This window comes from Marichromatium sp. AB31 (genome assembly GCF_003718685.1).
GTDB lineage: Bacteria > Pseudomonadota > Gammaproteobacteria > Chromatiales > Chromatiaceae > Marichromatium > Marichromatium gracile.
Genome location: NZ_RHFI01000026.1, coordinates 1 through 24006, shown reverse-complemented (window position 1 = coordinate 24006; position 24006 = coordinate 1). Strand labels below are relative to the sequence as shown.

At 69.0% G+C, this 24006-nt stretch carries 21 protein-coding genes; 16 read left to right on the top strand and 5 right to left on the bottom strand.

Features of this window, described 5'->3' with window-relative positions:
* Window positions 1-19: 19 nt before the first annotated feature.
* The 5 genes from EBL84_RS14525 (at window position 20) to EBL84_RS14505 (ending at window position 5177) form a co-directional block, all read left to right on the top strand.
* Window positions 20-1201, top strand: coding sequence for a phosphoglycerate kinase (locus EBL84_RS14525; protein ID WP_123141472.1), 1182 nt, complete (start codon window positions 20-22; stop codon window positions 1199-1201).
* A 72-nt stretch (window positions 1202-1273) separates the two neighbouring features.
* Window positions 1274-2716: a pyruvate kinase gene (pyk, locus tag EBL84_RS14520; protein ID WP_123141470.1), complete on the top strand. Its 1443-nt coding sequence runs from the start codon at window positions 1274-1276 to the stop codon at window positions 2714-2716.
* A gap of 57 nt (window positions 2717-2773) precedes the next feature.
* Window positions 2774-3838 (top strand): class II fructose-bisphosphate aldolase, encoded by a 1065-nt coding sequence (gene fba, locus EBL84_RS14515; protein ID WP_123141469.1) that lies wholly within the window; start codon window positions 2774-2776, stop codon window positions 3836-3838.
* 140 nt (window positions 3839-3978) lie between these two features.
* Window positions 3979-4440: a hypothetical protein gene (locus EBL84_RS14510; RefSeq protein ID WP_123141468.1), complete on the top strand. Its 462-nt coding sequence runs from the start codon at window positions 3979-3981 to the stop codon at window positions 4438-4440.
* 23 nt (window positions 4441-4463) lie between these two features.
* Window positions 4464-5177 carry a DUF2726 domain-containing protein gene (locus tag EBL84_RS14505; protein ID WP_123141466.1) on the top strand — a complete coding sequence of 238 codons (714 nt, stop codon included), beginning with the start codon at window positions 4464-4466 and terminating at the stop codon, window positions 5175-5177.
* 752 nt (window positions 5178-5929) lie between these two features.
* On the opposite strand, the gene EBL84_RS14500 is transcribed toward EBL84_RS14505, so the two are convergent.
* From EBL84_RS14500 to EBL84_RS14490, 3 genes are all read right to left on the bottom strand, one after another.
* Window positions 5930-6253, bottom strand: coding sequence for a non-heme iron oxygenase ferredoxin subunit (locus tag EBL84_RS14500; protein ID WP_123141465.1), 324 nt, complete (start codon window positions 6251-6253; stop codon window positions 5930-5932).
* Window positions 6253-7374: an anthranilate phosphoribosyltransferase gene (locus EBL84_RS14495; RefSeq protein WP_123141464.1), complete on the bottom strand. Its 1122-nt coding sequence runs from the start codon at window positions 7372-7374 to the stop codon at window positions 6253-6255. The genes EBL84_RS14500 and EBL84_RS14495 overlap by 1 nt, the downstream gene beginning before the upstream one ends.
* A gap of 127 nt (window positions 7375-7501) precedes the next feature.
* Window positions 7502-8392: a carbon-nitrogen hydrolase gene (locus tag EBL84_RS14490; RefSeq protein ID WP_123141462.1), complete on the bottom strand. Its 891-nt coding sequence runs from the start codon at window positions 8390-8392 to the stop codon at window positions 7502-7504.
* A 269-nt stretch (window positions 8393-8661) separates the two neighbouring features.
* Here EBL84_RS14490 and EBL84_RS14485 point away from each other — a divergent pair, with 269 nt between their 5' ends.
* The 3 genes from EBL84_RS14485 to tilS all read left to right on the top strand — a co-directional run bounded on the left by EBL84_RS14485 (window position 8662) and on the right by tilS (window position 12457).
* Window positions 8662-9396 carry a metal-dependent hydrolase gene (locus EBL84_RS14485; protein ID WP_123141461.1) on the top strand — a complete coding sequence of 245 codons (735 nt, stop codon included), beginning with the start codon at window positions 8662-8664 and terminating at the stop codon, window positions 9394-9396.
* Between the two features lie 744 nt (window positions 9397-10140).
* Entirely contained in the window at window positions 10141-11097 is a 957-nt protein-coding gene (locus EBL84_RS14475; RefSeq protein ID WP_123141459.1) for an acetyl-CoA carboxylase carboxyltransferase subunit alpha, read from the top strand.
* Between the two features lies 1 nt (window position 11098).
* Window positions 11099-12457: a tRNA lysidine(34) synthetase TilS gene (gene tilS / locus EBL84_RS14470; protein ID WP_123141458.1), complete on the top strand. Its 1359-nt coding sequence runs from the start codon at window positions 11099-11101 to the stop codon at window positions 12455-12457.
* Here tilS and trxA read toward each other — a convergent pair.
* Window positions 12451-13314 carry a thioredoxin gene (trxA, locus tag EBL84_RS14465; RefSeq protein WP_123141457.1) on the bottom strand — a complete coding sequence of 288 codons (864 nt, stop codon included), beginning with the start codon at window positions 13312-13314 and terminating at the stop codon, window positions 12451-12453. The two genes, tilS and trxA, sit on opposite strands and share 7 nt — an antisense overlap.
* Before the next feature lie 193 nt (window positions 13315-13507).
* Here trxA and trxC point away from each other — a divergent pair, with 193 nt between their 5' ends.
* The 4 genes from trxC (at window position 13508) to greA (ending at window position 19293) form a co-directional block, all read left to right on the top strand.
* Complete coding sequence (gene trxC, locus EBL84_RS14460; RefSeq protein ID WP_123141456.1) at window positions 13508-13957, top strand: thioredoxin TrxC; 450 nt, start codon at window positions 13508-13510, stop codon at window positions 13955-13957.
* A 183-nt stretch (window positions 13958-14140) separates the two neighbouring features.
* Window positions 14141-15283, top strand: coding sequence for a glutamine-hydrolyzing carbamoyl-phosphate synthase small subunit (carA, locus tag EBL84_RS14455; RefSeq protein ID WP_005221406.1), 1143 nt, complete (start codon window positions 14141-14143; stop codon window positions 15281-15283).
* A 200-nt stretch (window positions 15284-15483) separates the two neighbouring features.
* Window positions 15484-18693 carry a carbamoyl-phosphate synthase large subunit gene (gene carB, locus EBL84_RS14450; RefSeq protein WP_123141455.1) on the top strand — a complete coding sequence of 1070 codons (3210 nt, stop codon included), beginning with the start codon at window positions 15484-15486 and terminating at the stop codon, window positions 18691-18693.
* Window positions 18694-18816: 123 nt separating this feature from the next.
* On the top strand, window positions 18817-19293 hold the full coding sequence (gene greA / locus EBL84_RS14445) for a transcription elongation factor GreA (protein WP_062272541.1): 477 nt from the start codon (window positions 18817-18819) through the stop codon (window positions 19291-19293).
* A gap of 18 nt (window positions 19294-19311) precedes the next feature.
* Here the strand turns inward: greA and EBL84_RS14440 are convergent, their stop codons facing one another.
* Window positions 19312-20166 carry an SDR family oxidoreductase gene (locus tag EBL84_RS14440; RefSeq protein WP_123141453.1) on the bottom strand — a complete coding sequence of 285 codons (855 nt, stop codon included), beginning with the start codon at window positions 20164-20166 and terminating at the stop codon, window positions 19312-19314.
* Between the two features lie 137 nt (window positions 20167-20303).
* Here EBL84_RS14440 and EBL84_RS14435 point away from each other — a divergent pair, with 137 nt between their 5' ends.
* The 4 genes from EBL84_RS14435 (at window position 20304) to EBL84_RS14420 (ending at window position 23859) form a co-directional block, all read left to right on the top strand.
* Entirely contained in the window at window positions 20304-20540 is a 237-nt protein-coding gene (locus EBL84_RS14435) for an FmdB family zinc ribbon protein (protein ID WP_123141452.1), read from the top strand.
* Window positions 20541-20835: 295 nt separating this feature from the next.
* Complete coding sequence (aspS, locus tag EBL84_RS14430) at window positions 20836-22614, top strand: aspartate--tRNA ligase (protein WP_123141451.1); 1779 nt, start codon at window positions 20836-20838, stop codon at window positions 22612-22614.
* A gap of 195 nt (window positions 22615-22809) precedes the next feature.
* Window positions 22810-23256 (top strand): dihydroneopterin triphosphate diphosphatase, encoded by a 447-nt coding sequence (gene nudB, locus EBL84_RS14425; protein ID WP_123141486.1) that lies wholly within the window; start codon window positions 22810-22812, stop codon window positions 23254-23256.
* A 141-nt stretch (window positions 23257-23397) separates the two neighbouring features.
* The gene (locus EBL84_RS14420) at window positions 23398-23859 is read left to right on the top strand and encodes a YbjN domain-containing protein (protein WP_062272637.1); all 462 of its coding nucleotides are present in this window, start codon (window positions 23398-23400) and stop codon (window positions 23857-23859) included.
* The last annotated feature ends 147 nt before the right edge of the window (window positions 23860-24006 follow it).

Here is a 24006-nt window from a genome sequence, read left to right as displayed (position 1 = left end):
TCCATCCAGAGGGTTTGTCATGTCCTTCATCAAGCTCACCGACCTCGATCTCGCCGGCAAGCGGGTGCTGATCCGCTCCGACCTCAACGTCCCGGTCAAGGACGGCCGGGTCAGCTCGGATGCGCGCATCCGCGCCTCGCTGGCGACCTACGAGCACTGTCTGCGCGCCGGCGCGCGGGTGCTGGTGATGTCGCACCTGGGCCGTCCCCAGGAGGGCGAGTTCTCGGCCGAGAACTCGCTCGCCCCGGTTGCCGCCGACCTCGGCGCCAAGCTCGGGCGCGAGGTGCGGCTGGTGCGCGACTATCTCGACACCCCGCCGGAGGTCGCCGAGGGCGAGCTGGTGCTGCTCGAGAACGTGCGCTTCAACGCCGGCGAGAAGAAGGACGACGAGGCGTTGGCGCGCCGCTACGCGGCGCTGTGCGATGTCTTCGTGATGGACGCCTTCGGCACCGCCCACCGCGCCCAGGCCTCGACCCACGGGGTCGGTCACTTCGCCCCCCAGGCCTGCGCCGGGCTGCTGCTCAGCGCCGAGCTCGAGGCGTTGCGTCAGGCGCTGGCCGAGCCGGCGCGCCCGATGGTCGCCATCGTCGGCGGCTCCAAGGTCTCGACCAAGCTCACCGTGCTCGAGTCGCTCGCCGAGAAGGTCGATCAGCTGGTGGTCGGCGGCGGTATCGCCAACACCTTCCTCGCCGCCGCCGGGCTGCCGGTCGGCCAGTCGCTGCACGAGGCCGATCTGGTGCCCACCGCCAAGGCGCTGATGGAGACCATGACCGCGCGCGGCGCCGGCATCCCGATCGCCACCGACGTGGTCTGCGGCAAGCGCTTCGACGAGCAGGAGCCGGCGGTGACCAAGGCCGCCGCCGAGGTCACCGAGGACGACATGATCTTCGACATCGGCCCGGACTCGGCGCGCGCCCTGGCCGAGGTCATCCAGGGGGCCGGCACCATCGTCTGGAACGGCCCGGTCGGGGTGTTCGAGTTCGACCAGTTCGGCGAGGGCACCCGGGTGGTCGCCGAGGCGATCGCCGCCGCCCCCGGTTTCAGCCTCGCCGGCGGTGGCGACACCATCGCCGCGATCCAGAAGTACGGCATCGAGGACCGTGTCTCCTACATCTCCACCGCCGGTGGCGCCTTCCTCGAGTATCTGGAGGGCAAGACCCTGCCCGCGGTGGCCATGCTCGAGGCCCGGGCCAAGGACTGATCGACCACGACGGGTCGATCCCGGCCGCGCCATCCGGCGCGGCCCCATTTGCACGCGGGAGGCAGTGACACCATGCCCAGACGTACCAAGATCGTTGCAACCCTGGGGCCGGCAACCGACGCGCCCGAGGTCATGGACGGGCTCATCCGCGCGGGTCTCGATCTGGCCCGCCTCAACCTCTCCCACGACAGCCATGCACGCCATCGCGAACGTGTCGAGCGGCTGCGCGAGCGCGCCCGCGCGGCCGACGTCGACGTCGCGGTGCTGTTCGACCTGCAGGGGCCGAAGATCCGTATCGGGCGCTTCGCCGACGGGCCGATCGTGCTCGAGCGCGGCGCGCCCTTCGCCATCGATGCCGACTGCCCGCTCGATGGCGGTGACGCGACCCGGGTCGGTACCACCTATCCGGCGCTCGCCGAGGACGTGCGCGCCGGCGACACCCTGCTGCTCGACGACGGCGCCATCGAGCTGTGGGTCGAGTCGGTCGAGGCCGGGCGGATGGCCTGCCGGGTGGTGGTCGGCGGCAAGCTCTCCGACAACAAGGGGATCAACCGCAAGGGCGGGGGGCTCTCGGCCCCGGCGCTGACCGACAAGGATCTGGCCGACATCCGCTTCGCCGCCGAGCTCGACGCCGACTACCTGGCCGTCTCCTTCGTGCGCAGCGCCGAGGACGTGCGCCAGGCGCGCGCCCACTTCCAGGCCGCCGGCGGTCGCGGCGGGGTGGTGGCCAAGATCGAGCGTGCCGAGGCGCTCGACGGCATCGACGCCATCATCAACGCCGCCGACGCCATCATGGTCGCGCGCGGCGATCTCGGGGTGGAGATCGGCGATGCCGAGCTGCCGGCGGTGCAGAAGCACCTCATCAGCCGCGCCCGCGAGCTCAACAGCGTGGTGATCACCGCCACCCAGATGATGCAGTCGATGATCGAGAACCCGATCCCGACCCGCGCCGAGGTCTTCGACGTCGCCAACGCGGTGCTCGACGGCACCGACGCGGTGATGCTCTCGGCCGAGAGCTCGATCGGCAGCAATCCGGTGAAGGTGGTCGAGGCGCTCGACCGCATCTGCCGCGAGGCGGAGAAGAGCGCCACTCGCTCCGGACACCGCCTCGACTCGGTGTTCGGGCGTGTCGACGAGGCCATCGCCATGGCGGCGATGTACACCGCCAACCATCTCGGGGTGAAGGCGATCGCCGCGCTCACCGAGACCGGCTCGACGGTGAAGTGGATGTCGCGCATCAGCTCCGGCATCCCCATCCACGCCATGACCCGCTTCGACTCGACCCGGCGCAAGGTGTGTCTGTTCCGCGGTGTCTACCCGGTCGCCTTCGACGTCGCCAGCACCGACATCCACGAGGTCAACTGCGCGGTGATCGAGGAGCTGTTGCGCCACGGCACCGTGCGCGACGGCGACCTGGTGATCATCACCAAGGGTGATCGCAGCGGGGTCGAGGGCCAGACCAACATCATGAAGATCATGAGGGTCGGAGAGCATCGAACTGCGAGCGAAGATTGACCCACGGGCGTATCCTGAACATCGATTCCACCCCGTCACTGACACGAGGAGAACATCATGGCACTGATATCCATGCGCCAGCTGCTGGACCACGCCGCCGAGTACGGCTATGGCGTGCCCGCCTTCAACGTCAACAACCTCGAACAGATGCGCGCCATCATGGAGGCGGCCGACGAGACCGACTCGCCGGTGATCGTCCAGGCCTCGGCCGGGGCGCGCAAGTACGCCGGTGCGCCCTTCCTGCGTCACCTGATCCTCGCCGCCATCGAGGAGTGGCCGCACATCCCGGTGTGCATGCACCAGGACCACGGCACCTCGCCGGCGGTCTGCCAGCGCTCCATCCAGCTCGGCTTCTCCTCGGTGATGATGGACGGCTCGCTGGGCGAGGACGGCAAGACCCCGACCAGCTACGACTACAACGTCGACGTCTCCCGGCGGGTGGTCGAGATCGCCCACGCCTGCGGCGTCTCGGTCGAGGGTGAGCTGGGTTGTCTGGGTTCGCTCGAGACCGGCACCGCGGGCGAGGAGGACGGCATCGGCGCCGAGGGCACGCTCGACCACAGCCAGCTGCTGACCGACCCCGAGGAGGCCGCCGACTTCGTCGCCAAGACCAAGGTCGACGCCCTGGCGATCGCCATCGGCACCTCCCACGGCGCCTACAAGTTCACCCGGCCGCCGACCGGCGACATCCTCGCCATCAGCCGCATCAAGGAGATCCACCAGCGCATCCCCAACACCCATCTGGTGATGCACGGCTCCTCCTCGGTGCCGCAGGAGTGGCTGGCGATCATCAACGAGTTCGGCGGCGACATGGGCGAGACCTATGGCGTGCCGGTCGAGGAGATCGTCGAGGGCATCAAGCACGGGGTGCGCAAGGTCAACATCGACACCGACCTGCGTATGGCCTCGACCGGTGCCATCCGCAAACACCTCGCCGAGAATCGCGCCAACTTCGATCCGCGCAAGTACTACATCGCGGCCACCAAGGCGATGAAGGAGATCTGCCGGACCCGCTACGAGGCCTTCGGCACCGCCGGCAACGCCAGCAAGATCACCGCGCTCTCGCTGGAGCAGATGACCGCCCGCTACGACAGCGGCGAGCTCGACCCGCGTATCAACTGATCGGTGCGCGCAAGGCCGCTGGGCGTCTGCTCATCGGCCACTCGATCGGGGTCCGGCAACAACGGGCCCCGGTCGCCTTGGGGTAGAATCTCCGCCAGCGACCATCCGGTCGGACCTGGATCTCGTGGAGTTGCTTCCCCATGCTTGGTTTCATTCGTAACGCAATCATCCTCTCGGCCATCGCCCTGGCGCTGTTGATGCTGACCCTCTCCTGGGCCCCGCACGGACTCAAGCCGCGGCTCTGGCAGCTCAACGAGCTGCTCGCGCAGGATCAGGCGGTCGCCGAGTACCCCTACGATTTCCGCGTCCTGACCTTCCTCAACGGGGTGGCCACGGTGAGCAGTCCGCGCGCCTCGACGGTCGAGGAATCACGCTATCTCGGCTGGATCGATCCGACGCTGGGACGCGGTGAGGCCTCCGCCCGGGCGCAGTCGCTGCGCGTCGCGCGCGAGCAGCTGCAATACACCGAGATGTATGTGCTCCAGCTGCTGCTGTCGCAGTCCGACGTCGACTCGGTGGTGTGGGCGCTCGATCGCGCCTGGTTCAATCAGCACGGGGTGAAGCTGCCGCCCCAGGCCGAGCCCGGCCTGCCGCGCGGCTGATCACGTCCCAGACCGGAGGGAGCATGGCTCATTTCTATCTGCTGCTCGGACTCACCGCGCTGGTGCTGCTCGCCCTCGCGATCAGCCTGTGGCGCGCGCTGTCGCCGCGTAACCGGCGCCCCTACGTGATCGCCGGGCCGCTGCTCACGTCCACCCAGCGTGAGTTCGCGCACGCTCTGGAGCAGTGTCTCGACGATCGCTACCGACTCTATGCGCGGGTGCCGGTGGCCGAGGTGCTGGCGGTGGCGCGACGCACCCCGAAGCGTTGGCGCGAGCGCGCCGAGTTGCGGATCGGTGAGCGTGTCCTCGACTTCCTGGTCTGCGATGCCGCGACCAGCAAGCCCTGCTGCGCCCTGGCGCTCTCGCCGGTGGGCTGGCTGCGTCGGCGCGAGCCGCCGCGCGACCAGCTCGATGCCATGTGTGCCGCCGCCGGTCTGCCGCTGCTGCGCTTCCTCGAGCGCGAGCACTATGCCCCGGGCGACCTCGCGCCACGGCTGCGCGCGGTGCTCGGCGTGACCAGCCGCGGCGCGCCGCGTGCCCGAGCCGAGGTCCACGAGCCCGTCGAGTCGCAGCCCAAGGTGATGGTGCCGACCCTCGGTGGTCGCCGCGCCGAACCGGTGCTCGGCGAGGTCGGCCCGACCGACGTCACCGACGGGCCGCGTTTCCGCATCGACGACGACGTCGAGATCGGCGCCGACCGCCGCGAACCGGCACTGACCCCGCCCCGGGCGGAGTGACGCGCGCCGGGTCAGCGGGCGGCTTCCAGCGACCAGCGACCAGCGACCAGCTACCAGGGGATTGAACCGCAAAGCCGCAAAGGGCGCGAAGAGGTTCAAGTTACCAGCGGCCAGCTGCAGCCGCCAGCGAGAGGGCAGACTTGTCTCGTACCTTCAAGGTTGACTGCAAACCGACACTGGAGGCTGTTTGCTGAAGGCTGGTCGGTTTCTTCGCGCCCTTCGCGGCCTTCGCGGCTTGGCGGTTCGAACCAGCTTCCAGCGATCAGCCTCCAGCCTCCAGCCTCCAGCCTCCAGTCGGGGAGGCTGGTGTTGCATGGTCGGCGGTTGACGGGCAACCCGCAAAGGGCGCGAAGAGGTTCAAGTTGTCAGCGACCAGCTGACAGCCGCCAGCGAGAGAGGACGGGCTTGTCTCGTACCGTCAAGGTTGACTGCAAACCGACACTGGAGGCTGTTTGCTGAAGGCTGGTCGGTTTCTTCGCGCCCTTCGCGGCTTTGCGGTTCGAATCAGCTTCCAGCGATCAGCCTCCAGCCTCCAGTCGGGGAGGTTGGTGTGCATGATCGGCGACTGACGGGCAAGACGGTATCTTCAAGGTTGACTGCAAACCGACACTGGAGGCTGTTTGCTGAAGGCGGATCGCTTTCTTCGCGCCCTTCGCGGCTTTGCGGTTCAATCCTGGCGGCTGGCGGCTGGCGGCTGGCGGCTGGCGGCTGGCGGCTGGCGGCTGGCGGCTGGCGGCTGGCGGCTGGCGGCCTCACTCGCCCGTTCGCGTCGGGTCGATCAGCACCTGATCGTCGATGACCTCGACGTGGAAGGTGCGGATCGGGGTGTCGGCGGGTTCTTCGAGCGGTTGGCCGGTGCGCAGACAGAAACGGCTGCCGTGCAGCGAGCACTTGATGCGCGCGCCGTCGAGACAGCCGTAGGAGAGCGGATAGTCCTCGTGACTACAGTTGTCCTCGACGGCATAGAGCCGGCCCTCGACCCGTGCGAGGATGCAGTCGATCCCCGCCACCCGGACCCGGATGAAGCCCCCCTCGGGGACCTCGTCGCTGCGCGCCACCACGCGCGGCCCGGCCATCAGCACACCCGCCGTGCGGCGCGGCCGCTGTCGAGCACCGCGCGGGCACGGATCGCGCCCGCCTCCAGGCTGGGCACTCGCCCCAGATGCCAGAGCACCAGCGCCGCGCCCAGCACCAGGGCGTCATAGGCGGGGCCGTGCCCGCCCTCGAGCGCGGCCAGGCCGGCGCGTGCCGCCGCCGTCGCGGTGGCCGGCAGATCGACGGCGATGGCGATGTCGTCGCCGGCGCGGGTCGTCTGCGGCAGGCTCTCGGGCAGCGGCGGGGCGCGCAGCGCCTGTTCGATGCCCAGGCTGGTCGGGTCGACCTCGAAGGACTGCTCCTCGCCCATGCGCTGATAGTTGAAGCACAGTCCGCGCTGGCGCAGCGAGGGGATGACGCCGCCCTCGACGCCGCGCACCAGCAGTGCCGACTCGAATCCGGCATGGCGCGCGAGCAGGGCATAGATGCGCGGGTAGGGCTTGTGCACATAGCCGGTCATCAGGTGGGTGTGGCGGCGTCCGTGCACCGGCCGCGCCAGCACCTCGACGGTGGTCAGCGCCTGACGCTTGACGATGGTCTCGCGCAGCCCGAGCAGGTTGTGCAGCGCCGCGCAATAGGCGCGCTGGTCGACGTAGCCCCAGCCGAGGTCGGGGTCGGAGAGCCGGGCGGCGACCTCGACCGGGCTGAGATCGACCGCGACCCCGGCGGCCTCGAGCACATGTCTGTGGGTGACGCCGAACTTGGGTCCGACGGCGTTCGCGCCGTGGCTGATCGTCGCCACACCGCACTCGGCCAGCAGCGGCATCAGGAAGGGGGAGACCGGCAGCGAGCGGTTGTAGCCGTCGTAGGGATCGGCGATGTCGACCACCTCGTCGACCTCGGCGACGGCATGCCCGGTGGCCTCCTGGATGGCCTCGAGGATGCCGCGCAGCTCGTCGTCGGTCTCGCGCTTCATCCGCAGCGCGATGAGGAAGATGGCCGCCTGTACCGGGTCGGCGGTGGCGTCGAGGATGCTGCGCATCGCCTGCCGGGCCTCGGCCAGGGAGATGTCCTTGGAGAGATCGGGGCCGGTGGCGACGCGCTGGATGATCGAGCGCATCAACTCGCGATTCTCGGTGCTGGGGCTGGTGTCAGTGGGCATGGGCTGTCCTCCGCTGGCGCGATGACTGCGGGGCGGCCACGCCGCCCGGGCGCATCCTGCTCGCGGTCGCATGGCGACCGCACAGCCATCCCTGAGGGCGGAGGACGATGATCTCAACCGCGTGCGGTCAGTCGCGGTAGCGGCGCTCGAGCGCGTCGTAGGCGTCGATCCGCCGGTCGCGCAGGAAGGGCCAGATGCGGCGCACGGTCTCGCTGCGGGCGCGATCGATGGTGACGATCAGGGTCTCGGCGCGATCGGCCCCGGCGCGCGCGAGCAGCTCGCCCTGCGGGCCGCAGACGAAGGAGTTGCCCCAGAAGCGCGCCCCGGCGCCACCCGCCGCCGGATCGGGCTCGAAGCCGATGCGGTTGCAGGCGGCCACCGGCAGGCCGTTGGCCACCGCGTGACCACGCTGCACCGTCATCCAGGCATCGAGCTGGCGTGTCTGCTCCGCGGGCTCGTCGCGCGGGTCCCAGCCGATGGCGGTGGGGTAGAGCAGCAGCTCGGCCCCGGCGAGCGCCATCAGCCGCGCCGCCTCCGGGTACCACTGATCCCAGCACACCAGCACCCCGAGCCGACCGACACTGGTGTCGATCGGGGTGAAACCGAGGTCGCCGGGGGTGAAGTAGAACTTCTCGTAGTAGCCCGGGTCGTCGGGGATGTGCATCTTGCGATAGCGCCCGGCGAGCCGACCGTCGCTGTCGAGCACCACGGCGGTGTTGTGATAGAGCCCGGGGGCGCGGCGCTCGAACAGCGAGCCGACGATCACCACCCCGAGTTCGGCGGCGAGCGCGCCGAGGGCATCGGTGCTGGGGCCGGGGATGGGCTCGGCGAGATCGAACAGCGCCGGGTCTTCCTGCTGACAGAAATAGGGCCCGTTGTGCAGCTCCTGGAGCAGCACCAGCTGCGCGCCCTCGTCGGCAGCCGCGCGACAGGCCGTGGCGCAGGCGTTGAGATTGGCCTCGAGGCCGCCCTGATCGGCCTGCTGGACGAGCGCGATGGTCAGTGGGGATGCGGTCATGGACGAAACCTCTGCGAAGCGACGGCGGACGAGGCGCGGATTATCCGCCACGGCGGGGTTCGTCGCCAGCTTCCAGGCGCCAGGTGCCAGCTATCAGCCACCAGCCTCCAGTGGACGTGCTTGCTGAGCGCTGTCGCTTGAGACAAGCGCACTGGAGGCTGGGTGCTGGCGGCCGGGTGCTTTCCCTGGCGGCTGGCGGCTGGCGCGGTTAGAGTGCCCCGGATCCGTGGGCGCCGCTGGCGCCGCTCTGCGCAGTGCTTCGTTTTCGCATGGCCAACTTCCACACCCATATCAATGTCGGCATCTTCGTCAGCGGCGCCAGCGTGCTCGGTCTGCACGCCGCCGGGCTGGTCGAGCAGGGGCAGACGCTGCCGCTGTTCGCGCTCGGGGTCGGCGCCAGTCTGTTGCCCGATGTCGACTCCGACACCTCGCGTCCGGTGCGTGCCTTCTTCACCGTGCTCGGGGCCGGGCTGGCCTTCGCCATGACCCTGCCCCTGGTCGGTCAGCTGTTGTTGTTCGAGCTGGCGCTGGTGTGGGTCGGGGTGTTCCTCTGTGTACGCTACGGTTTCTTCGAGCTGTTCACCCGCTTCACCGTGCACCGCGGGATCTGGCATTCCTGGCTGGCGGCGGCGGTGTGGTCGCTGGCGACGGTCAACGCCGCCCACTGGCTGTTGGAGCAGCCGGCACGGGCGGCCTGGGTCGCCGGGCTGATGGTGGCGATCGGCTATCTCACCCATCTCCTGCTCGACGAGCTGTTCAGCGTCGACCTGCTCAACAGCCGGATCAAGCGCTCCTTCGGCACCGCGCTCAAGCCGCTGAGCCTGAACGACCCGTTGAGCAGCCTGACCCTGCTCGCGCTGGCCGTCTGGCTGGCCTGGATCGCGCCGGACCCGGGAGACTGGCCGGCCTTCGATCAGACCGTCTCCGGCATCCGGGCGTTGTGGCTGGGCCTCGGTGATGAACTCGGCGGCTGGCAGCAGGCGCTGGCGCGGCTGTTCGAGTAGGGGTTATCAGTCGCCAGCTGCACCAGCCATCAGCTACCAGCTACCAGCCATCAGCCATCAGCCATCAGCCGCCAGTTGCCAGCCGTCAGCCGTCAGCCGTCAGCCGTCAGTCGTCGGTCGTCAGTCGTCGGTCGTCGGTCGTCGGTCGTCGGTCGCTATCGGGGTGCAGGCGTTGGTCTCTCGCGATGCCCCTGAAGGCACCGCCACTGGCGACTGAGGGCGGTGGCGGGTGACTGATCATTGGCCCCGGAACCGCTTCGTCCGACGCCGCGCTTTTACGGCTTTTCCCCGCCAGGGTGGATGATTCTCGGCGGTTGGGGCGGGTTTTTCCGCGGGTTTGCTGTAAAGGCCTGGTGTTGTTCGAATTTGGCGGCATTTAACTGCCTGATCGCGGATCTTGGTCGAAATCCTGAGGCCATGTCGGTTAAGTGCGCGAAATCGCCTTCGAGACGTCGCGCGGCCCTGTGCTCGTATGTCCGATGCGGTCGTGCAGAGCCTGGTGCGCGATGCTGTACTCACTGCGGTCGCTGCGCTAGATTGGCAGGTTGCTGTGTGGCCGCGGGCATGCGCCCGTGCCGGGGTCGAGCCGGGTGGGCGGGGGCGACGAGGTCGGTCTCGCGATGCCCGACCGGGGCGTCGTTGCGATGGCGCCCGGTGCTCGACCGCTGCCTGATGACGGGGCGCCGTATGCGGAGTCATCCGTGGGCGATCCACGCGTAACTCTCAAGACGATGTAGTGGGGCTATGGATCTCAATTTCCTCGATTTCGAACAACCCATCGCAGAGCTCGAGGCGAAGATCGAAGAACTTCGCCTGGTCGGCCACGACAACGAACTCAATATCCAGGAGGAGATCGAGCGTCTCCAGACCAAGTGTGTGGCGCTCACCGAGTCGATCTTCTCCTCGCTGACGCCGTGGCAGATCTCGCAGCTCTCGCGTCATCCGCAGCGTCCCTACCTGCTCGATTACGTGCGCCGGATCTTCGACGAGTTCCACGAGCTGCACGGCGATCGCGCCTTCGCCGACGATTTGGCCATCGTCGGGGGGCTGGCGCGGCTCGACGGTCGACCGGTGATGGTGATCGGTCACCAGAAGGGACGCGACACCAAGGAGAAGATCCAACGCAACTTCGGCATGCCGCGCCCCGAGGGCTACCGCAAGGCGCTGCGCCTGATGGAGATGGCCGAGCGCTTCTCGCTGCCGGTGCTGACCTTCATCGACACCCCCGGCGCCTATCCCGGCGTCGGTGCCGAGGAGCGCGGTCAGAGCGAGGCGATCGCGCGCAACCTGCGCGAGATGTCGCGGCTGCGTACCCCGATCCTCAGCACCGTGATCGGCGAGGGCGGCTCGGGCGGGGCGCTGGCGATCGGCGTCGGCGACTGGCTGGGGATGCTGCAGTTCAGCACCTACTCGGTGATCTCGCCCGAGGGCTGCGCCTCGATCCTGTGGAAGAGCGCCGACAAGGCCCAGCTCGCCGCCGAGGCGATGGCGATCACCTCCGACAAGCTGCTCGAGCAGGGGCTGATCGACGAGATCATCAAGGAGCCCTCGGGCGGCGCGCACCGCGACCCCGATGCCAACGCCGCCGCGCTCAAGGCGGTGCTGGTGAAGCGGCTCGACGAGCTCGCCGCGGTCGACCTCGACACCCTGGTGGCCAAGCGCCATCAGCGCCTGATGGGCTACGGTCGCTTCAAGGAGTGAGGTGGACGCGCTCGACCCCGAGCGCCTCGCCGCCGATCTGGTCGCGCTCGGTGGTCGGGGCCGTTGCTGGATCGCCTACAGCGGTGGACTCGACTCCACCGTGCTGCTGCATGCGCTGACCCGGGCGCCACTGGCGCGCCCGCTCGGTGCCATCCACATCGATCACGGGTTGCAGCCAGTGGCGCGGGACTGGCGCCGGCACTGTCGTGAACGCTGTCGCGTGCTCGGGGTGCGTTTCGTCGCCCGCGCCCTGGCGCTCTCGCCGCCCTCTGGCGAGAGCCTCGAGGCCCATGCCCGCGAGGCGCGCTATCGCGCCTTCGCCGCGCTGCTCGACGACGACGAGCTGCTGCTGACCGCCCATCATCTCGACGACCAGGCCGAGACCCTGCTGCTCGCGTTGCTGCGAGGGAGTGGGGTGCACGGGCTGGCGGCGATGCCGGGGTGCGCGCCGCTCGGACGGGGGCGCTTGGTGCGTCCGTTGCTCGGGGTGTCGCGCGCGCAGCTGCTCGATTACGCCCGACGTCATCGGCTCGACTGGATCGAGGATCCGAGCAACGACGCCCTCCACCACGATCGCAACCTGCTGCGCCACCAGGTGCTGCCGCTGCTGCGCGGCCGCTGGCCGGCGGCGGCGTCCACCATCGCGCGCAGCGCGGCGCACTGTGCCGAGGCGGCGACGCTGATCGATCGCCAGGCCGGGCGCGATCTCGCCGCCGTCGCCGGCGCCGTGCCCGGCACCCTCTCGGTGGCCGGCCTGTGCGGGCTGGAGCCCTCGGTGCGGCGGGCGGTGGCGCGGCTGTGGCTGCGTCGTCAGGGGTTCGCGGTGCCGGGACGGGCGCGGCTCGAACGGGTCGTCGGCGAGCTGTTGACGGCGCGTGCCGATGCCGCGCCGCAGGTGGCCTGGACCGGCTGCGAGGTGCGCCGCTATCGCGACGATCTCTATGCGCTGCAACCGCTGCCGAGGCCGCCGGATGCGGCCCTGCGCTGGGTGTCGGGGCGCGAGCTGGTGCTGCCGCAGGGACTGGGCGAGTTACGGCTGGCTGGAGTCGAGCTGGCGCTGGAGGTGCGGTTCGCCGGCGCCGGTGGGCGGTGTCGGCAGCGCCCGGGTGGGCCGCTGCGAGCGCTCAAGAAGGTCTTCCAGGAGGCCGGGGTGGCGCCCTGGCTGCGCCCGCTGGTGCCGTTGCTGTTCGTTGCCGGGACCGATCGGCTGGTCGCGGTCGCCGGGGTCTGCGGCTGTCACCCGGAGGAGACCGGGGCGCCGGGTCGGCTGCGCTGGTCGGGGCACCCCTGGGGCGCGCTCGGGGTGTTTCGCGAGGCCTGCGAGATCGGGCACGCCGCCGGGGGGGAGGGCGCTCAGTAGAGCGCGTTCATCATCTTGGCGCGGTAGCGCGCGACCAGGTCGCCGTCGCCGCCGAGCAGGTCGAACACCGCGAGCATGCCCTTGCGCCCGGCGTCCTCGCCGTAGCCGCGATCGCGTTTCATCAGCTCGAGCAGCAGCTCCAGCGCGGTGGCGTGATCGCCCTGGCTCACCGCGCGGGCGGCGAGCTGATAGCGGGCCTCGCTGTCGGTGGCATCGGCCTCGAGTCGGGCGCGCAGCGTCGCCTCGTCAGCGGCGTCGACGAGCGCGGCGGCGAAGCGCAGCCGGCCACGCAGGGCATTGACCTCGGGGTCGTTGGCCAGCTCGATCGGCAGTCGATCGATCGCCGCCTCGGCCTCAACGACCTCGCCGCGCGCGGCGCGCAGCTCGACCTCGAGCAGGGCGATGCGGTTGTTCTCCGGGTCCTCGGCGCGGGCCTGTTCGAGCTGTGCGGCGGCCTGCTCGAGTGCGCCCTCGGCGATGCTGGCGCGGGCCTGCTCGAGCAGCCCGCTCGAGGCGCGGGGGATGTGACGATCGAGGAACTCGCGGATCTCTCCCTCGGGCAGCGCACCCATGAACTCGTCGACCGGCTGGCCGTCCTTGTAGAGCCGTACCGTGGGCAGGCTGCGCACGCCGAACTGCGCGGCCAGCGCCTGCTCCTCCTCGGTATTGACCTTGGTGAGCAGGAAGCGCCCGGCGTAGCGCTCGGCCAGCCCGGTGAGCAGCGGCATCAGCATGCGACAGGGGGCGCACCAGTCGGCCCAGAAGTCGACCAGCACCGGGCGCTCGTAGGAGCCCTCGATGACGACCGACTGGAAGTTCTCGGCGGTAACGGTCACGACATGGGGTGAATCTGTCATGGGTGATGACTCCTGATGGTGTGGATATTGGCGAGGCCGGTGACGATAGCTACCGGTCGATGACGATTCAAGACGGTCGCGATACGGCTGGGGCCGTGGTCGGGATGGTCGCGATCGTCGACAACGACCAGGATACGCGGCGTGCGGGCGCTCCCGTCACGCCCGCATCCATCGAGAGGGAGAGAGTAAGGAGATGTCCGATCCAATCCATGTGGTCTGCCCCGCCTGCGACGCGGTCAACCGGCTGGCACCGGCGCGCCTCGGCGCGGGCGGACGTTGCGGGCGCTGTCACGCGCCGCTGTTCGGTGGCGAGCCGGTGGCGCTCGACGAGGCGCGCTTCGCCCATCACCTGGGGCGCAGCGATCTGCCGCTGCTGGTCGATTTCTGGGCGCCCTGGTGCGGTCCCTGCCAGATGATGGCGCCGGCCTTCGCCGCTGCCGCGCGCACCCTCGAGCCCGAGCTGCGCCTGGTCAAGGTCGACACCGAACGGGCCCAGGGGCTGGCCGCGCGGCTCGGTATCCGCAGCATCCCGACCCTGGCGCTGTTTCGCGGCGGGGTCGAGCGGGCCCGTCAGGCCGGTGCCATGGATGCGGCGGGGATCATCGCCTGGGCGCGCCACCAACTGCACGCCGGAGGGGGCTGAAGCGGATGATCGGGTTGGCATTTCGCCGCCCGTACCGACCGGCGCGCGTGGACAGTGCGCCGGCGGTTCTTTAGAATTCAGGCCGGTCAGGGCGCTGCCATTGACCTACCCTGTGTGTCCAACGCCGTCACCCGACGTCCCGTCGCGGTCGTTGCGCATCCTCGCCCGGATTCGGAGATACCCTTGAGAAAACCCGCAGTTCTGGTTCTGGAAGACGGTTCGGTCTTCCGCGGAACATCGATTGGCGCCGATGGCTCGAGCGTCGGTGAGGTGGTGTTCAACACCGCCATGACCGGCTATCAGGAGATCCTCACCGATCCCTCCTATCTGCGCCAGCTCGTGACCCTGACATACCCCCACATCGGCAACGTGGGCGCCAACCCGGAGGACGAGGAGTCCGCCGGCATCCAGGCCGCCGGCCTGATCATCCGCCACTTGCCCCAGCGCGCCAGCAATTTCCGCCAGCGCGAGCGTCTCGACGACTATCTGCGTCGTCAGGGCGTGGTCGGCATCGCCGACATCGACACCCGTCGCCTGACCCGCATCCTGCGCGAGAAGGGCGCGCAGAACGGCTGTCTACAGGCCGGCGACGCCATCGACGAGGCCGCGGCGCTCGCCGCCGCCCGTGACTTCCCCGGGCTCAAGGGCATGGACCTCGCCCAGCAGGCCACCACCGCCGAGCCCTATGCCTGGACCCAGGGCGAGTGGGCGCTCGAGGGCGGGCTGCCCGCGCCGCTCGACCCCGCCGACGAGGCGCTGCCGTTCAAGGTCGTCGCCTACGACTTCGGCGTCAAGCGCAACATCCTGCGCATGCTGGCCTCGCGCGGCTGCAGCGTCACCGTGGTCCCGGCCCGCACCCCCGCCGCCGAGGTGCTGGCGATGAACCCCGACGGGGTGTTCCTCTCCAACGGTCCCGGCGACCCCGAGCCCTGCGATTACGCCATCGCCGCGATCCGCGAGCTGCTCGAGCACCAGGTGCCGCTGTTCGGCATCTGTCTTGGCCACCAGTTGCTCGCGCTCGCCTCCGGCGCTCGCACGCTGAAGATGAAGTTCGGCCACCACGGCGCCAACCACCCGGTGCAGGATCTCGCCACCGGCGCGGTGATGATCAGCAGCCAGAACCACGGCTTCGCCGTCGACGAGGAGACCCTCCCCGAGACGCTGCAGCCGACGCATCGCTCGCTGTTCGACGGCTCGCTGCAGGGTATTCGTCGCTGCGACTGCCCGGCCTTCAGCTTCCAGGGGCACCCCGAGGCCAGTCCCGGCCCCTGTGACGTGGCGCCGCTGTTCGATCAGTTCATCGAGTCCATGCGCGCGCGCGGCTAGACGGGCGGCGTCGCGCGCGTTCCCTCACATGGACGCGCGCGCGGGCTCGACGGATCCGCCAGCGACGGCGGAGTCCGGGGTCGACCGGGTGTTGCGGAGCGGTGCGGGCGCGGACCCCTCGCGGTCCGTCGCCAACGGCATTCGTCTTCCAGCATTTGCGTTCACGTACATCCATTCTCGGATCTCAAGAAACTAACAGAATGCCAAAGCGTACTGACATCCACAGCATCCTGATCATTGGCTCTGGCCCCATCGTCATCGGCCAGGCCTGCGAGTTCGACTACTCCGGCGCCCAGGCCTGCAAGGCGCTGCGGGAGGAGGGGTATCGGGTCATTCTGGTGAACTCGAACCCGGCCACCATCATGACCGACCCCGAGATGGCCGACGCCACCTATATCGAGCCGGTCACCTGGCGCGCGGTGGCGGCGATCATCGAGCGTGAGCGCCCGGATGCGCTGTTGCCGACCATGGGTGGCCAGACCGCGCTCAACTGCGCGCTCGATCTGGTGCGCGAGGGCGTGCTCGAGGAGTACGGCGTCGAGCTGATCGGCGCCTCGCGCGAGGCCATCGACAAGGCCGAGGACCGCGATCTGTTCCGTCAGGCGATGCGCAAGATCGGCCTCGACATGCCGCGCTCGGCGATCGCCCACAGCCTCGAGGAGGCCAATCAGGTCCAGGCCTCGATCGGCTTCCCGGCGATCATCCGTCCGTCCTTCACCATGGGCGGCAGCGGTGGCGGCATCGCCTATAACCAGGAGGAGTTCGAGGAGATCTGTCGCCGCGGGCTGGATCTCTCGCCGACCCGCGAGCTGCTGATCGAGGAATCGGTGCTCGGCTGGAAGGAGTACGAGATGGAGGTGGTCCGCGACCGCGCGGACAACTGCATCATCATCTGCTCGATCGAGAACCTCGATCCGATGGGCGTGCACACCGGCGACTCGATCACCGTCGCCCCGGCGCAGACGCTCACCGACAAGGAATACCAGATCATGCGCGACGCCTCGCTGGCGGTGCTGCGCGAGATCGGTGTCGACACCGGTGGCTCCAACGTCCAGTTCGCGATCAACCCCGAGAACGGGCGGATGATCGTCATCGAGATGAATCCGCGCGTCTCGCGCTCCTCGGCGCTGGCCTCCAAGGCCACCGGCTTCCCGATCGCCAAGGTCGCGGCCAAGCTCGCCGTCGGTTATACCCTCGATGAGCTGCGCAACGACATCACCGGCGGCGCCACCCCGGCCTCGTTCGAGCCGACCATCGACTACGTGGTCACCAAGATCCCGCGCTTCGCCTTCGAGAAGTTCGCCCAGGCCGATGCCCGTCTGACCACCCAGATGAAGTCGGTCGGCGAGGTGATGGCGATCGGTCGCACCTTCCAGGAATCGCTGCAGAAGGCGCTGCGCGGGCTCGAGATCGACAAGTACGGACTCGAGGAGATCGTCGATCCCGCCGACCCCGAGGCCATGGCCAAGCTGCGCCAGGAGCTGCGCCAGGCCGGTATCGATCGGCTGTTCTACGTCGCCGATGCCTTCCGCATGGGGCTCTCGCTCGAGGACATCCACGAGCTGAGCAAGATCGAGCCCTGGTTCCTCGCCGAGATCGAGGACCTGATCGCCAGCGAGCGCGCGCTGGTCGCCGCCGGGATCGACGGGCTCGATGCCGAGCGGCTGCGTCAGCTCAAGCGTCAGGGCTTCTCCGATCGTCGCATCGCACGGCTGCTCGAGACCACCGAGGACGCCATCCGCGCCCGCCGTCACGCCCTCGGCGTGCGCCCGGTGTTCAAGCGCGTCGACACCTGCGCGGCCGAGTTCGCCGCCACCACCGCCTATCTCTACTCCACCTACGAGGAGGAGTGCGAGGCCGAACCGAGCGATCGCGAGAAGATCATGGTCCTCGGCGGCGGCCCCAACCGGATCGGCCAGGGCATCGAGTTCGACTACTGCTGCGTCCACGCCGCCTTCGCCATGCGCGAGGACGGCTACGAGACCATCATGGTCAACTGCAACCCGGAGACGGTCTCGACCGACTACGACACCTCCGACCGGCTCTACTTCGAGCCGCTCACCCTGGAGGACGTACTCGAGGTGGTCGAGTGCGAGCGCCCGCGCGGCGTGATCGTGCAGTACGGCGGCCAGACCCCGCTCAAGCTCGCCCGCGCGCTCGAGGCCGCCGGGGTGCCGATCATCGGCACCACCCCGGACAGCATCGACCTGGCCGAGGACCGCGAGCGCTTCCAGCACATGATCCAGGATCTGGGTCTGCTGCAGCCGCCGAACGCGACCGCGCGCAGCGAGGCCGAGGCGGTGGCGCTCGCTGCCGACATCGGCTACCCGCTGGTGGTGCGTCCGTCCTACGTGCTCGGCGGTCGGGCGATGGAGATCGTCTACGAGGAGGCCGATCTCGAGCGCTACATGCGCGAGGCGGTGCGCGTCTCCAACGAGTCGCCGGTGCTGCTCGATCGCTTCCTCGATGACGCCATCGAGGTCGACGTCGACGCCATCAGCGACGGCCAGGACGTGCTCATCGGCGGCATCATGGAGCACATCGAGCAGGCCGGCGTGCACTCGGGCGATTCGGCCTGCTCGCTGCCGCCCTACACCCTGCCGGCCTCGATCCAGGACCGGATGCGCGAGCAGATGGCGAAGATGGCGCGCGCGCTCAACGTCGTCGGCCTGATGAACGCCCAGTTCGCGGTCAAGGGCGAGGAGATCTACATCCTCGAGGTCAACCCGCGCGCCTCGCGCACCGTGCCCTTCGTCTCCAAGTCGATCGGCGTGCCGCTGGCCAAGGTCGCCGCGCGCTGCATGGCCGGTCGCTCGCTGACCGAGCAGGGCTACGAGCGCGAGAGCCGCCCCAAGCATTACTTCGTCAAGGAGGCGGTGTTCCCCTTCGTCAAGTTCCCCGGTGTCGACACCGTGCTGGGCCCGGAGATGAAGTCCACCGGCGAGGTGATGGGCGTCGGCGACACCTTCGGCGAGGCCTATGCCAAGGCCCAAGAGGGCGCCGGCTCGCTGTTGCCGGGGCGTGGCGGCAAGGCGCTGCTGAGTGTGCGTGATGCCGACAAGCCGCGACTGCTGCGCGTCGCCCGCGATCTCATCGAGTTCGGCTTCAGCCTCTATGCCACCCACGGCACTGCTGCGGCGGTGCGTGAGGCGGGGCTCGAGTGCGTCGGGGTGAACAAGGTCGCCGAGGGGCGTCCGCACCTGGTCGACATGATCAAGAACAAGGAGGTCAGCCTGATCGTCAACACCACCGAGGGTGCCCAGGCGATCGCCGATTCCGCCGAGATCCGTCGCGCCGCGCTCCAGCACAAGGTGTGCTACACCACCACCATCGCCGGTGCCGAGGCGACCTGTCTGGCGCTCAAGCAACTGGACATCTGCACCGTCAATCGGTTACAAGATCTCCATTGATCCAGGCCGAACGGGCGCCCCGCACGGGGTGCCCGTGGTCTCTTTTTGTCTTTTTGGGGTCCGCAACGGGCCCGAACGACCGCGCGCCCCGGCACGCGGTCCATCCATACGAGGGAATCACCCATGACCCAGGTACCTCTGACCGCGAGAGGCGCTGAGAAATTGCGTGAAGAATTGGACCAGCTCAAGCGGGTCGAGCGTCCGCGCGTGATCGAGGCGATCGCCGAGGCGCGCGAGCACGGCGATCTCAAGGAGAACGCCGAGTATCACGCCGCGCGCGAGCAGCAGGGCTTCATCGAGGGTCGTATCAAGGACATCGAGTCGAAGCTCTCCAACGCGCAGATTATCGATGTCACGACGTTGCCGAAGACGGGGCGGGTGGTGTTCGGCGCGACCGTGCACGTGCTCGAGCTGGACAAGGATCAGGAGCTCAAGTATCGGATCGTCGGCGAGGACGAGGCCGACCTCAAGCTGGGGATGATCTCGGTCTCCTCGCCGATCGCGCGCAGCCTGATCGGCAAGAGCGAGGGCGATGTCGCCTCGGTCGATGCCCCCGGCGGGGTGCGCGAGTTCGAGATCCTCGAGGTCGAATACATCTGACCCCGCGCGCGGCGTCGCTCAGCCGGCGCCGCCGCGCGAGACCCGCGCCAGCAGCCAGTCGAGCGCGCGGGTCGACAGGACCCGTCTCAGCCCGCCGAGCACATGGGTCGGCAAGGTGACATAATATCTCGGGCGGGGACGCGGGCTCTCGATGGCGTGGACCAGTGCGCGCAACACCGCCTCGGGCGGCAGGGTGAAGGGTTGCGCCTTGCCCGCCTTGGTCAGTCGTTGCTCGGCGCGGACATAGGCGTCGCGATGGACGCTGTGCTCGACGTCGATGTGGTCGCGAAAGGCGCGATGGGCGTTGTCGCGGAAGCGGCTGGTGATCGGTCCCGGTTCGATCAGCGAGACCGTGATGCCGCTGCCGCGCAGCTCCAGGCGCAGGGTGTCGGTCAGACCCTCGAGCGCATACTTGCTGGCGACATAGGCGCCGCGGAAGGGCAGTGGGATGAGCCCGAGGATGGAGCTGTTCTGGACGATGCGGCCCTCTCCCTGACGGCGCATCACCGGGATCACCCGGCAGGTCAACTCGTGCCAGCCGAGGAGGTTGGTCTCGAGCTGCGCGCGCAGCGCCGCGCGACTGAGGTCCTCGACCGCGCCGGGCTGGCCGTAGGCGCCGTTGTTGAACAGCGCATCGAGCCTGCCGCCGGTGAGCGCGAGCGCCTGCTCGAGCCCCGCGGCGATGCTCGACGAGTCGTCGAGGTCGATGCGCACCGCCTCCAGGCCGCTGGCGGCCAAGCGCTCGACATCGGTCTCGGCGCGCGCCGAGGCGATCACTCGCCAGCCGCGGCGCGCCAGCCCCTCGGCGCAGTGCGCGCCGATGCCGCTGGAGCAACCGGTGATGAGGATCGAGGGCTGACGGGTCGAGGGCATGGCGTCCTGGCTCAAACCTGGTTTCGAGGGGCTGTCATTGAAGGCCAATTCCATGCTGGCCCGCAACCCCTCATGGTATCGGCGCACGGTCGATGGGCCGCGACCGCCGTTGTTTATCCGATGACGAGGTATGATCAATGCCGATCTATGAATATCGCTGCGAGGCGTGCGGACACGAGATGGAGGCGATGCAGAAGATCAGCGATGCGCCGCTGACCGACTGTCCCGCCTGCGGCAAGTCCGAACTCAAGAAGCAGATCTCGGCAGCCGGCTTCCGCCTCAAGGGCGGCGGCTGGTACGAGACCGACTTCAAGCAGGGCAAGAAGAAAAACCTGCACGAGGGCTCGAGCGGCGGGTCCGACAAGGCCGCCTGACCCGGCTCGCGGGGGTCGTGCTTGCGTGTGCGCCCGCCGCTTCAGTATCTTCTCGCCCCCGCGAGGGGGGTTGATACGAAGCGGCACCCGCCGTCGGCGATGCGCCGTGAGGCCGGTCCCCCCTGTTCGAGCCGCAAGCCGCGCTGGCGCGCCCAGCGCGGTTTTTTGGTTTCTCATGTCCCGGACGCCGACGCCGTCCGGGGGCGGGGCACTCGGCCCCAGGCGAGCGACTGCGCGATGACGCGGCGCCGCGAACGATCAACGACGACTTTCAGGACAATGGGGCGATAGAACGATGCGCACGCACTACTGTGGGGACTTGAACGGCAGCCATGACGGCCAGGAGGTCGTGCTCTGCGGCTGGGTGCATCGGCGCCGCGACCACGGCGGGGTGATCTTCGTCGACCTGCGCGACCGCGACGGTCTGGTGCAGGTGGTGTTCGACCCCGATCGCGCCGAGATCTTCGCCCGCGCCGAGCAGGTCCGCAGCGAGTTCGTACTGCGCGTCAAGGGTCGGGTGCGGCCGCGTCCCGAGGGCACCGTCAACCCCGATCTCCCCACCGGCGAGATCGAGGTGCTGGGCCTGGAGCTGGAGATCCTCAACGCTGCGGCCACGCCGCCGATCCAGCTCGAGAGCCATGCCGCCGACGCCTCCGAGGAGGTGCGGCTGCGCTACCGCTATCTCGATCTGCGACGCCCCGAGATGCAGGCGCGGCTGCGTACCCGCAGCCAGGTCACCCGGGTGATGCGTCGCTTCCTCGACGAGCACGGCTTCCTCGATATCGAGACCCCGATCCTCACCAAGTCGACCCCCGAGGGCGCGCGCGACTATCTGGTGCCCAGCCGCACCCACCCCGGTGAGTTCTTCGCCCTGCCGCAGTCGCCGCAGCTGTTCAAGCAGCTGCTGATGATGTCCGGGATGGATCGCTACTACCAGGTCGCGCGCTGCTTCCGCGACGAGGACCTGCGCGCCGACCGTCAGCCCGAGTTCACCCAGCTCGACATCGAGGCCTCCTTCGTCGACGAGGAGACGCTGATGGGGCTGATGGAGTCGATGATCCGCACCCTCTTCGAGGAGGTCAACGGCGAGACCCTGCCCAACCCCTTCCCGCGCATGACCTATGCCGAGGCGATGCGTCGCTACGGCTCCGACCGTCCCGACCTGCGCGTGTCGCTGGAGCTGATCGACGTCGCCGATCTGATGGACGGGGTCGAGTTCAAGGTCTTCGCCGCTCCCGCCCAGGACCCCGAGGGCCGCGTGGCGGCGCTGCGCCTGCCCGGCGGCGGCTCGCTCACGCGCAAGGAGATCGACGGCTACACCCAGTTCGTCGGTATCTACGGCGCCAAGGGGTTGGCCTACATCAAGGTCAACGAGTGGTCGACCAAGGGGCGCGAGGGGCTGCAGTCGCCGATCCTCAAGTTCCTCCCCGATGCCACCGTCGAGGGCATCATGGCGCGCACCGGCGCCGAGGACGGCGACCTGATCTTCTTCGGCGCCGACAAGGCGCGGGTGGTCAACGAGTCGATCGGCGCGCTGCGCGTCAAGCTCGGCGAGGATCGCGGGCTGATGGCCGAGGGCTGGCACCCGCTGTGGGTGGTCGATTTCCCGATGTTCGAGCACGATCCCAACGCCGATCGCTGGGTGGCCCTGCACCATCCCTTCACCGCGCCCAAGGAGGAGCAGCTCGACAGCCTCTCCAGTGATCCGGGCCGCTGTCTGTCGCGTGCCTACGACATGGTGCTCAACGGCACCGAGGTCGGCGGTGGGTCGATCCGTATCCACCGCGAGGCGGTGCAGCGCCAGGTCTTCGAACTGCTCAAGATCAGCGACGAGCAGGCCGAGGAGCGCTTCGGCTTCCTCCTCCAGGCGCTCAAGTTCGGCTGCCCGCCGCACGGTGGCATCGCCTTCGGTCTCGACCGTCTGGTGATGCTGATGACCGGCGCGCAGTCGATCCGCGACGTCATGGCCTTCCCCAAGACCCAGACCGCGGCCTGTCTGCTCACCGACGCCCCCTCGGCGGTCGACGAGGCGCAGCTCAAGGAGCTGGCGCTGCGTCTGCGCCAGCGCGGCTGAGCCCGTCGCTCCCGCCCGCACGCCCGTCGCGGGCGTCGGCAACACGCGCCACCGCGAGGTGGCGTGTGCTCATTTCTCCCTCAGGCCGCCGGTCGTGACGCCGAGGCCGAACCAAGACAGGTAATGTTGATGGCCAAGTGTGTGGATCCCGGGATCCTGCGTCAGCTCAGGGTGAGCGAGGCGGAGGCAGAGGCAATGAGCCGGCTGCCGCGCAAGCGCCCGCAGTCGGTGCTGGTGGTCATCTGTACCCGCGGGGGCGAGTTCCTGATGCTCCGTCGGGCGCGTCCGCTGGCCTTCTGGCAGTCGGTCACCGGCAGCCTCGATGCCGGCGAGAGCCCGCGTCAGGCCGCGGCGCGCGAGGTCTACGAGGAGACCGGGCTGCGTGCCGGCGGGCGGCTGATCGACCTGCATCAGTCGGCGCTGTTCCCGATCGTGCGCGCCTGGCGCAAGCGCTATGCCCCCAACGTCTGCTTCAATCGCGAGTACTGGTTCGCGCTGGTGCTCGAGACCCGGCGGTTGGTGCGGCTCAATCCGCGCGAGCACCTCGAGTACCGCTGGGTGCCGGCGGGTGCCGCCGCGCGGCTCACCGCCTCCTGGACCAATCGCGACGCCATTCGCGCCCTGGCCGGTACGCTGGGCTGATCGCCGCGCCGTGGCGATCGCGGCTTATACTTGAGCCGTGCGCGGGATGTCCGGCGCATCCCCGGCCTTGAGTCGGGGTTCATCGTTGGGGGCAGAGTTAGTTGTCCGCTCCCGACTGGCCTGATGCGAGGAGGGGGAATGATGCGTATTCGTGGACTGCTGACCGCTGGTCTGGTGGCGGCGCTGTGGTGTGGGGGCGCGCTGGCGCGTGATCTGGTGAGCGCGGCCGATCCCGAGGCGGTGCTGACGGCGGCCAAGGGTTTCGGCAGCGCCGAGTTGCAGACCGACAGTGTCGGCGACCCGCGTATCCGTGGGCGGATGTTCGGGGTCATCTATCTGGTGACCTTCTATGGCTGCGATGACGGCAAGGACTGCAAGGACATCCTGTTCTATGCCGGTTGGGAACAGCCCGGCCTGACCCTCGAGGACGTCAACCGCTGGAATCGCGACAAGCGCTTCGGCAAGGCCTATATCGACGACGAGGGCGATGCGGTGCTGGAGTTCGCCGTCAACCTCAACTACGGCGTCACCCCGCGCAACCTCGAGGATACCTTCGACTGGTGGGGCGTGGTGCTGCGCGAGTTCCGCGAGGAGATGCTCTAGCGCGCGCTCGCGGGGCGTCACCGCTGATCCGTCATGCAATGCCCCAAGTGTCGTGCCGAGCAGTCCGATCACGCCGACATCTGCACGGCCTGCGGGCTGGTCTTCGCCAAGTACTACAAGCATCACCCGCCCGCGGGCGAGGCCCCG

Bases quoted from the DNA above. Each gene is read 5' to 3' on its own strand.
- fba (WP_123141469.1), top strand. From the start codon at position 2,774: ATGGCACTGATATCCATGCGCCAGCTGCTGGACCACGCCGCCGAGTAC.
- EBL84_RS14525 (WP_123141472.1), top strand. From the start codon at position 20: ATGTCCTTCATCAAGCTCACCGACCTCGATCTCGCCGGCAAGCGGGTG.
- trxC (WP_123141456.1), top strand. From the start codon at position 13,508: ATGTCCGATCCAATCCATGTGGTCTGCCCCGCCTGCGACGCGGTCAAC.
- EBL84_RS14420 (WP_062272637.1), top strand. From the start codon at position 23,398: ATGCGTATTCGTGGACTGCTGACCGCTGGTCTGGTGGCGGCGCTGTGG.
- EBL84_RS14490 (WP_123141462.1), bottom strand. From the start codon at position 8,392: ATGACCGCATCCCCACTGACCATCGCGCTCGTCCAGCAGGCCGATCAG.
- trxA (WP_123141457.1), bottom strand. From the start codon at position 13,314: ATGACAGATTCACCCCATGTCGTGACCGTTACCGCCGAGAACTTCCAG.
- EBL84_RS14485 (WP_123141461.1), top strand. From the start codon at position 8,662: ATGGCCAACTTCCACACCCATATCAATGTCGGCATCTTCGTCAGCGGC.
- carB (WP_123141455.1), top strand. From the start codon at position 15,484: ATGCCAAAGCGTACTGACATCCACAGCATCCTGATCATTGGCTCTGGC.
- EBL84_RS14435 (WP_123141452.1), top strand. From the start codon at position 20,304: ATGCCGATCTATGAATATCGCTGCGAGGCGTGCGGACACGAGATGGAG.
- EBL84_RS14510 (WP_123141468.1), top strand. From the start codon at position 3,979: ATGCTTGGTTTCATTCGTAACGCAATCATCCTCTCGGCCATCGCCCTG.
- greA (WP_062272541.1), top strand. From the start codon at position 18,817: ATGACCCAGGTACCTCTGACCGCGAGAGGCGCTGAGAAATTGCGTGAA.
- EBL84_RS14500 (WP_123141465.1), bottom strand. From the start codon at position 6,253: ATGGCCGGGCCGCGCGTGGTGGCGCGCAGCGACGAGGTCCCCGAGGGG.
- EBL84_RS14475 (WP_123141459.1), top strand. From the start codon at position 10,141: ATGGATCTCAATTTCCTCGATTTCGAACAACCCATCGCAGAGCTCGAG.
- EBL84_RS14495 (WP_123141464.1), bottom strand. From the start codon at position 7,374: ATGCCCACTGACACCAGCCCCAGCACCGAGAATCGCGAGTTGATGCGC.
- EBL84_RS14440 (WP_123141453.1), bottom strand. From the start codon at position 20,166: ATGCCCTCGACCCGTCAGCCCTCGATCCTCATCACCGGTTGCTCCAGC.
- pyk (WP_123141470.1), top strand. From the start codon at position 1,274: ATGCCCAGACGTACCAAGATCGTTGCAACCCTGGGGCCGGCAACCGAC.
- aspS (WP_123141451.1), top strand. From the start codon at position 20,836: ATGCGCACGCACTACTGTGGGGACTTGAACGGCAGCCATGACGGCCAG.
- EBL84_RS14505 (WP_123141466.1), top strand. From the start codon at position 4,464: ATGGCTCATTTCTATCTGCTGCTCGGACTCACCGCGCTGGTGCTGCTC.
- nudB (WP_123141486.1), top strand. From the start codon at position 22,810: ATGAGCCGGCTGCCGCGCAAGCGCCCGCAGTCGGTGCTGGTGGTCATC.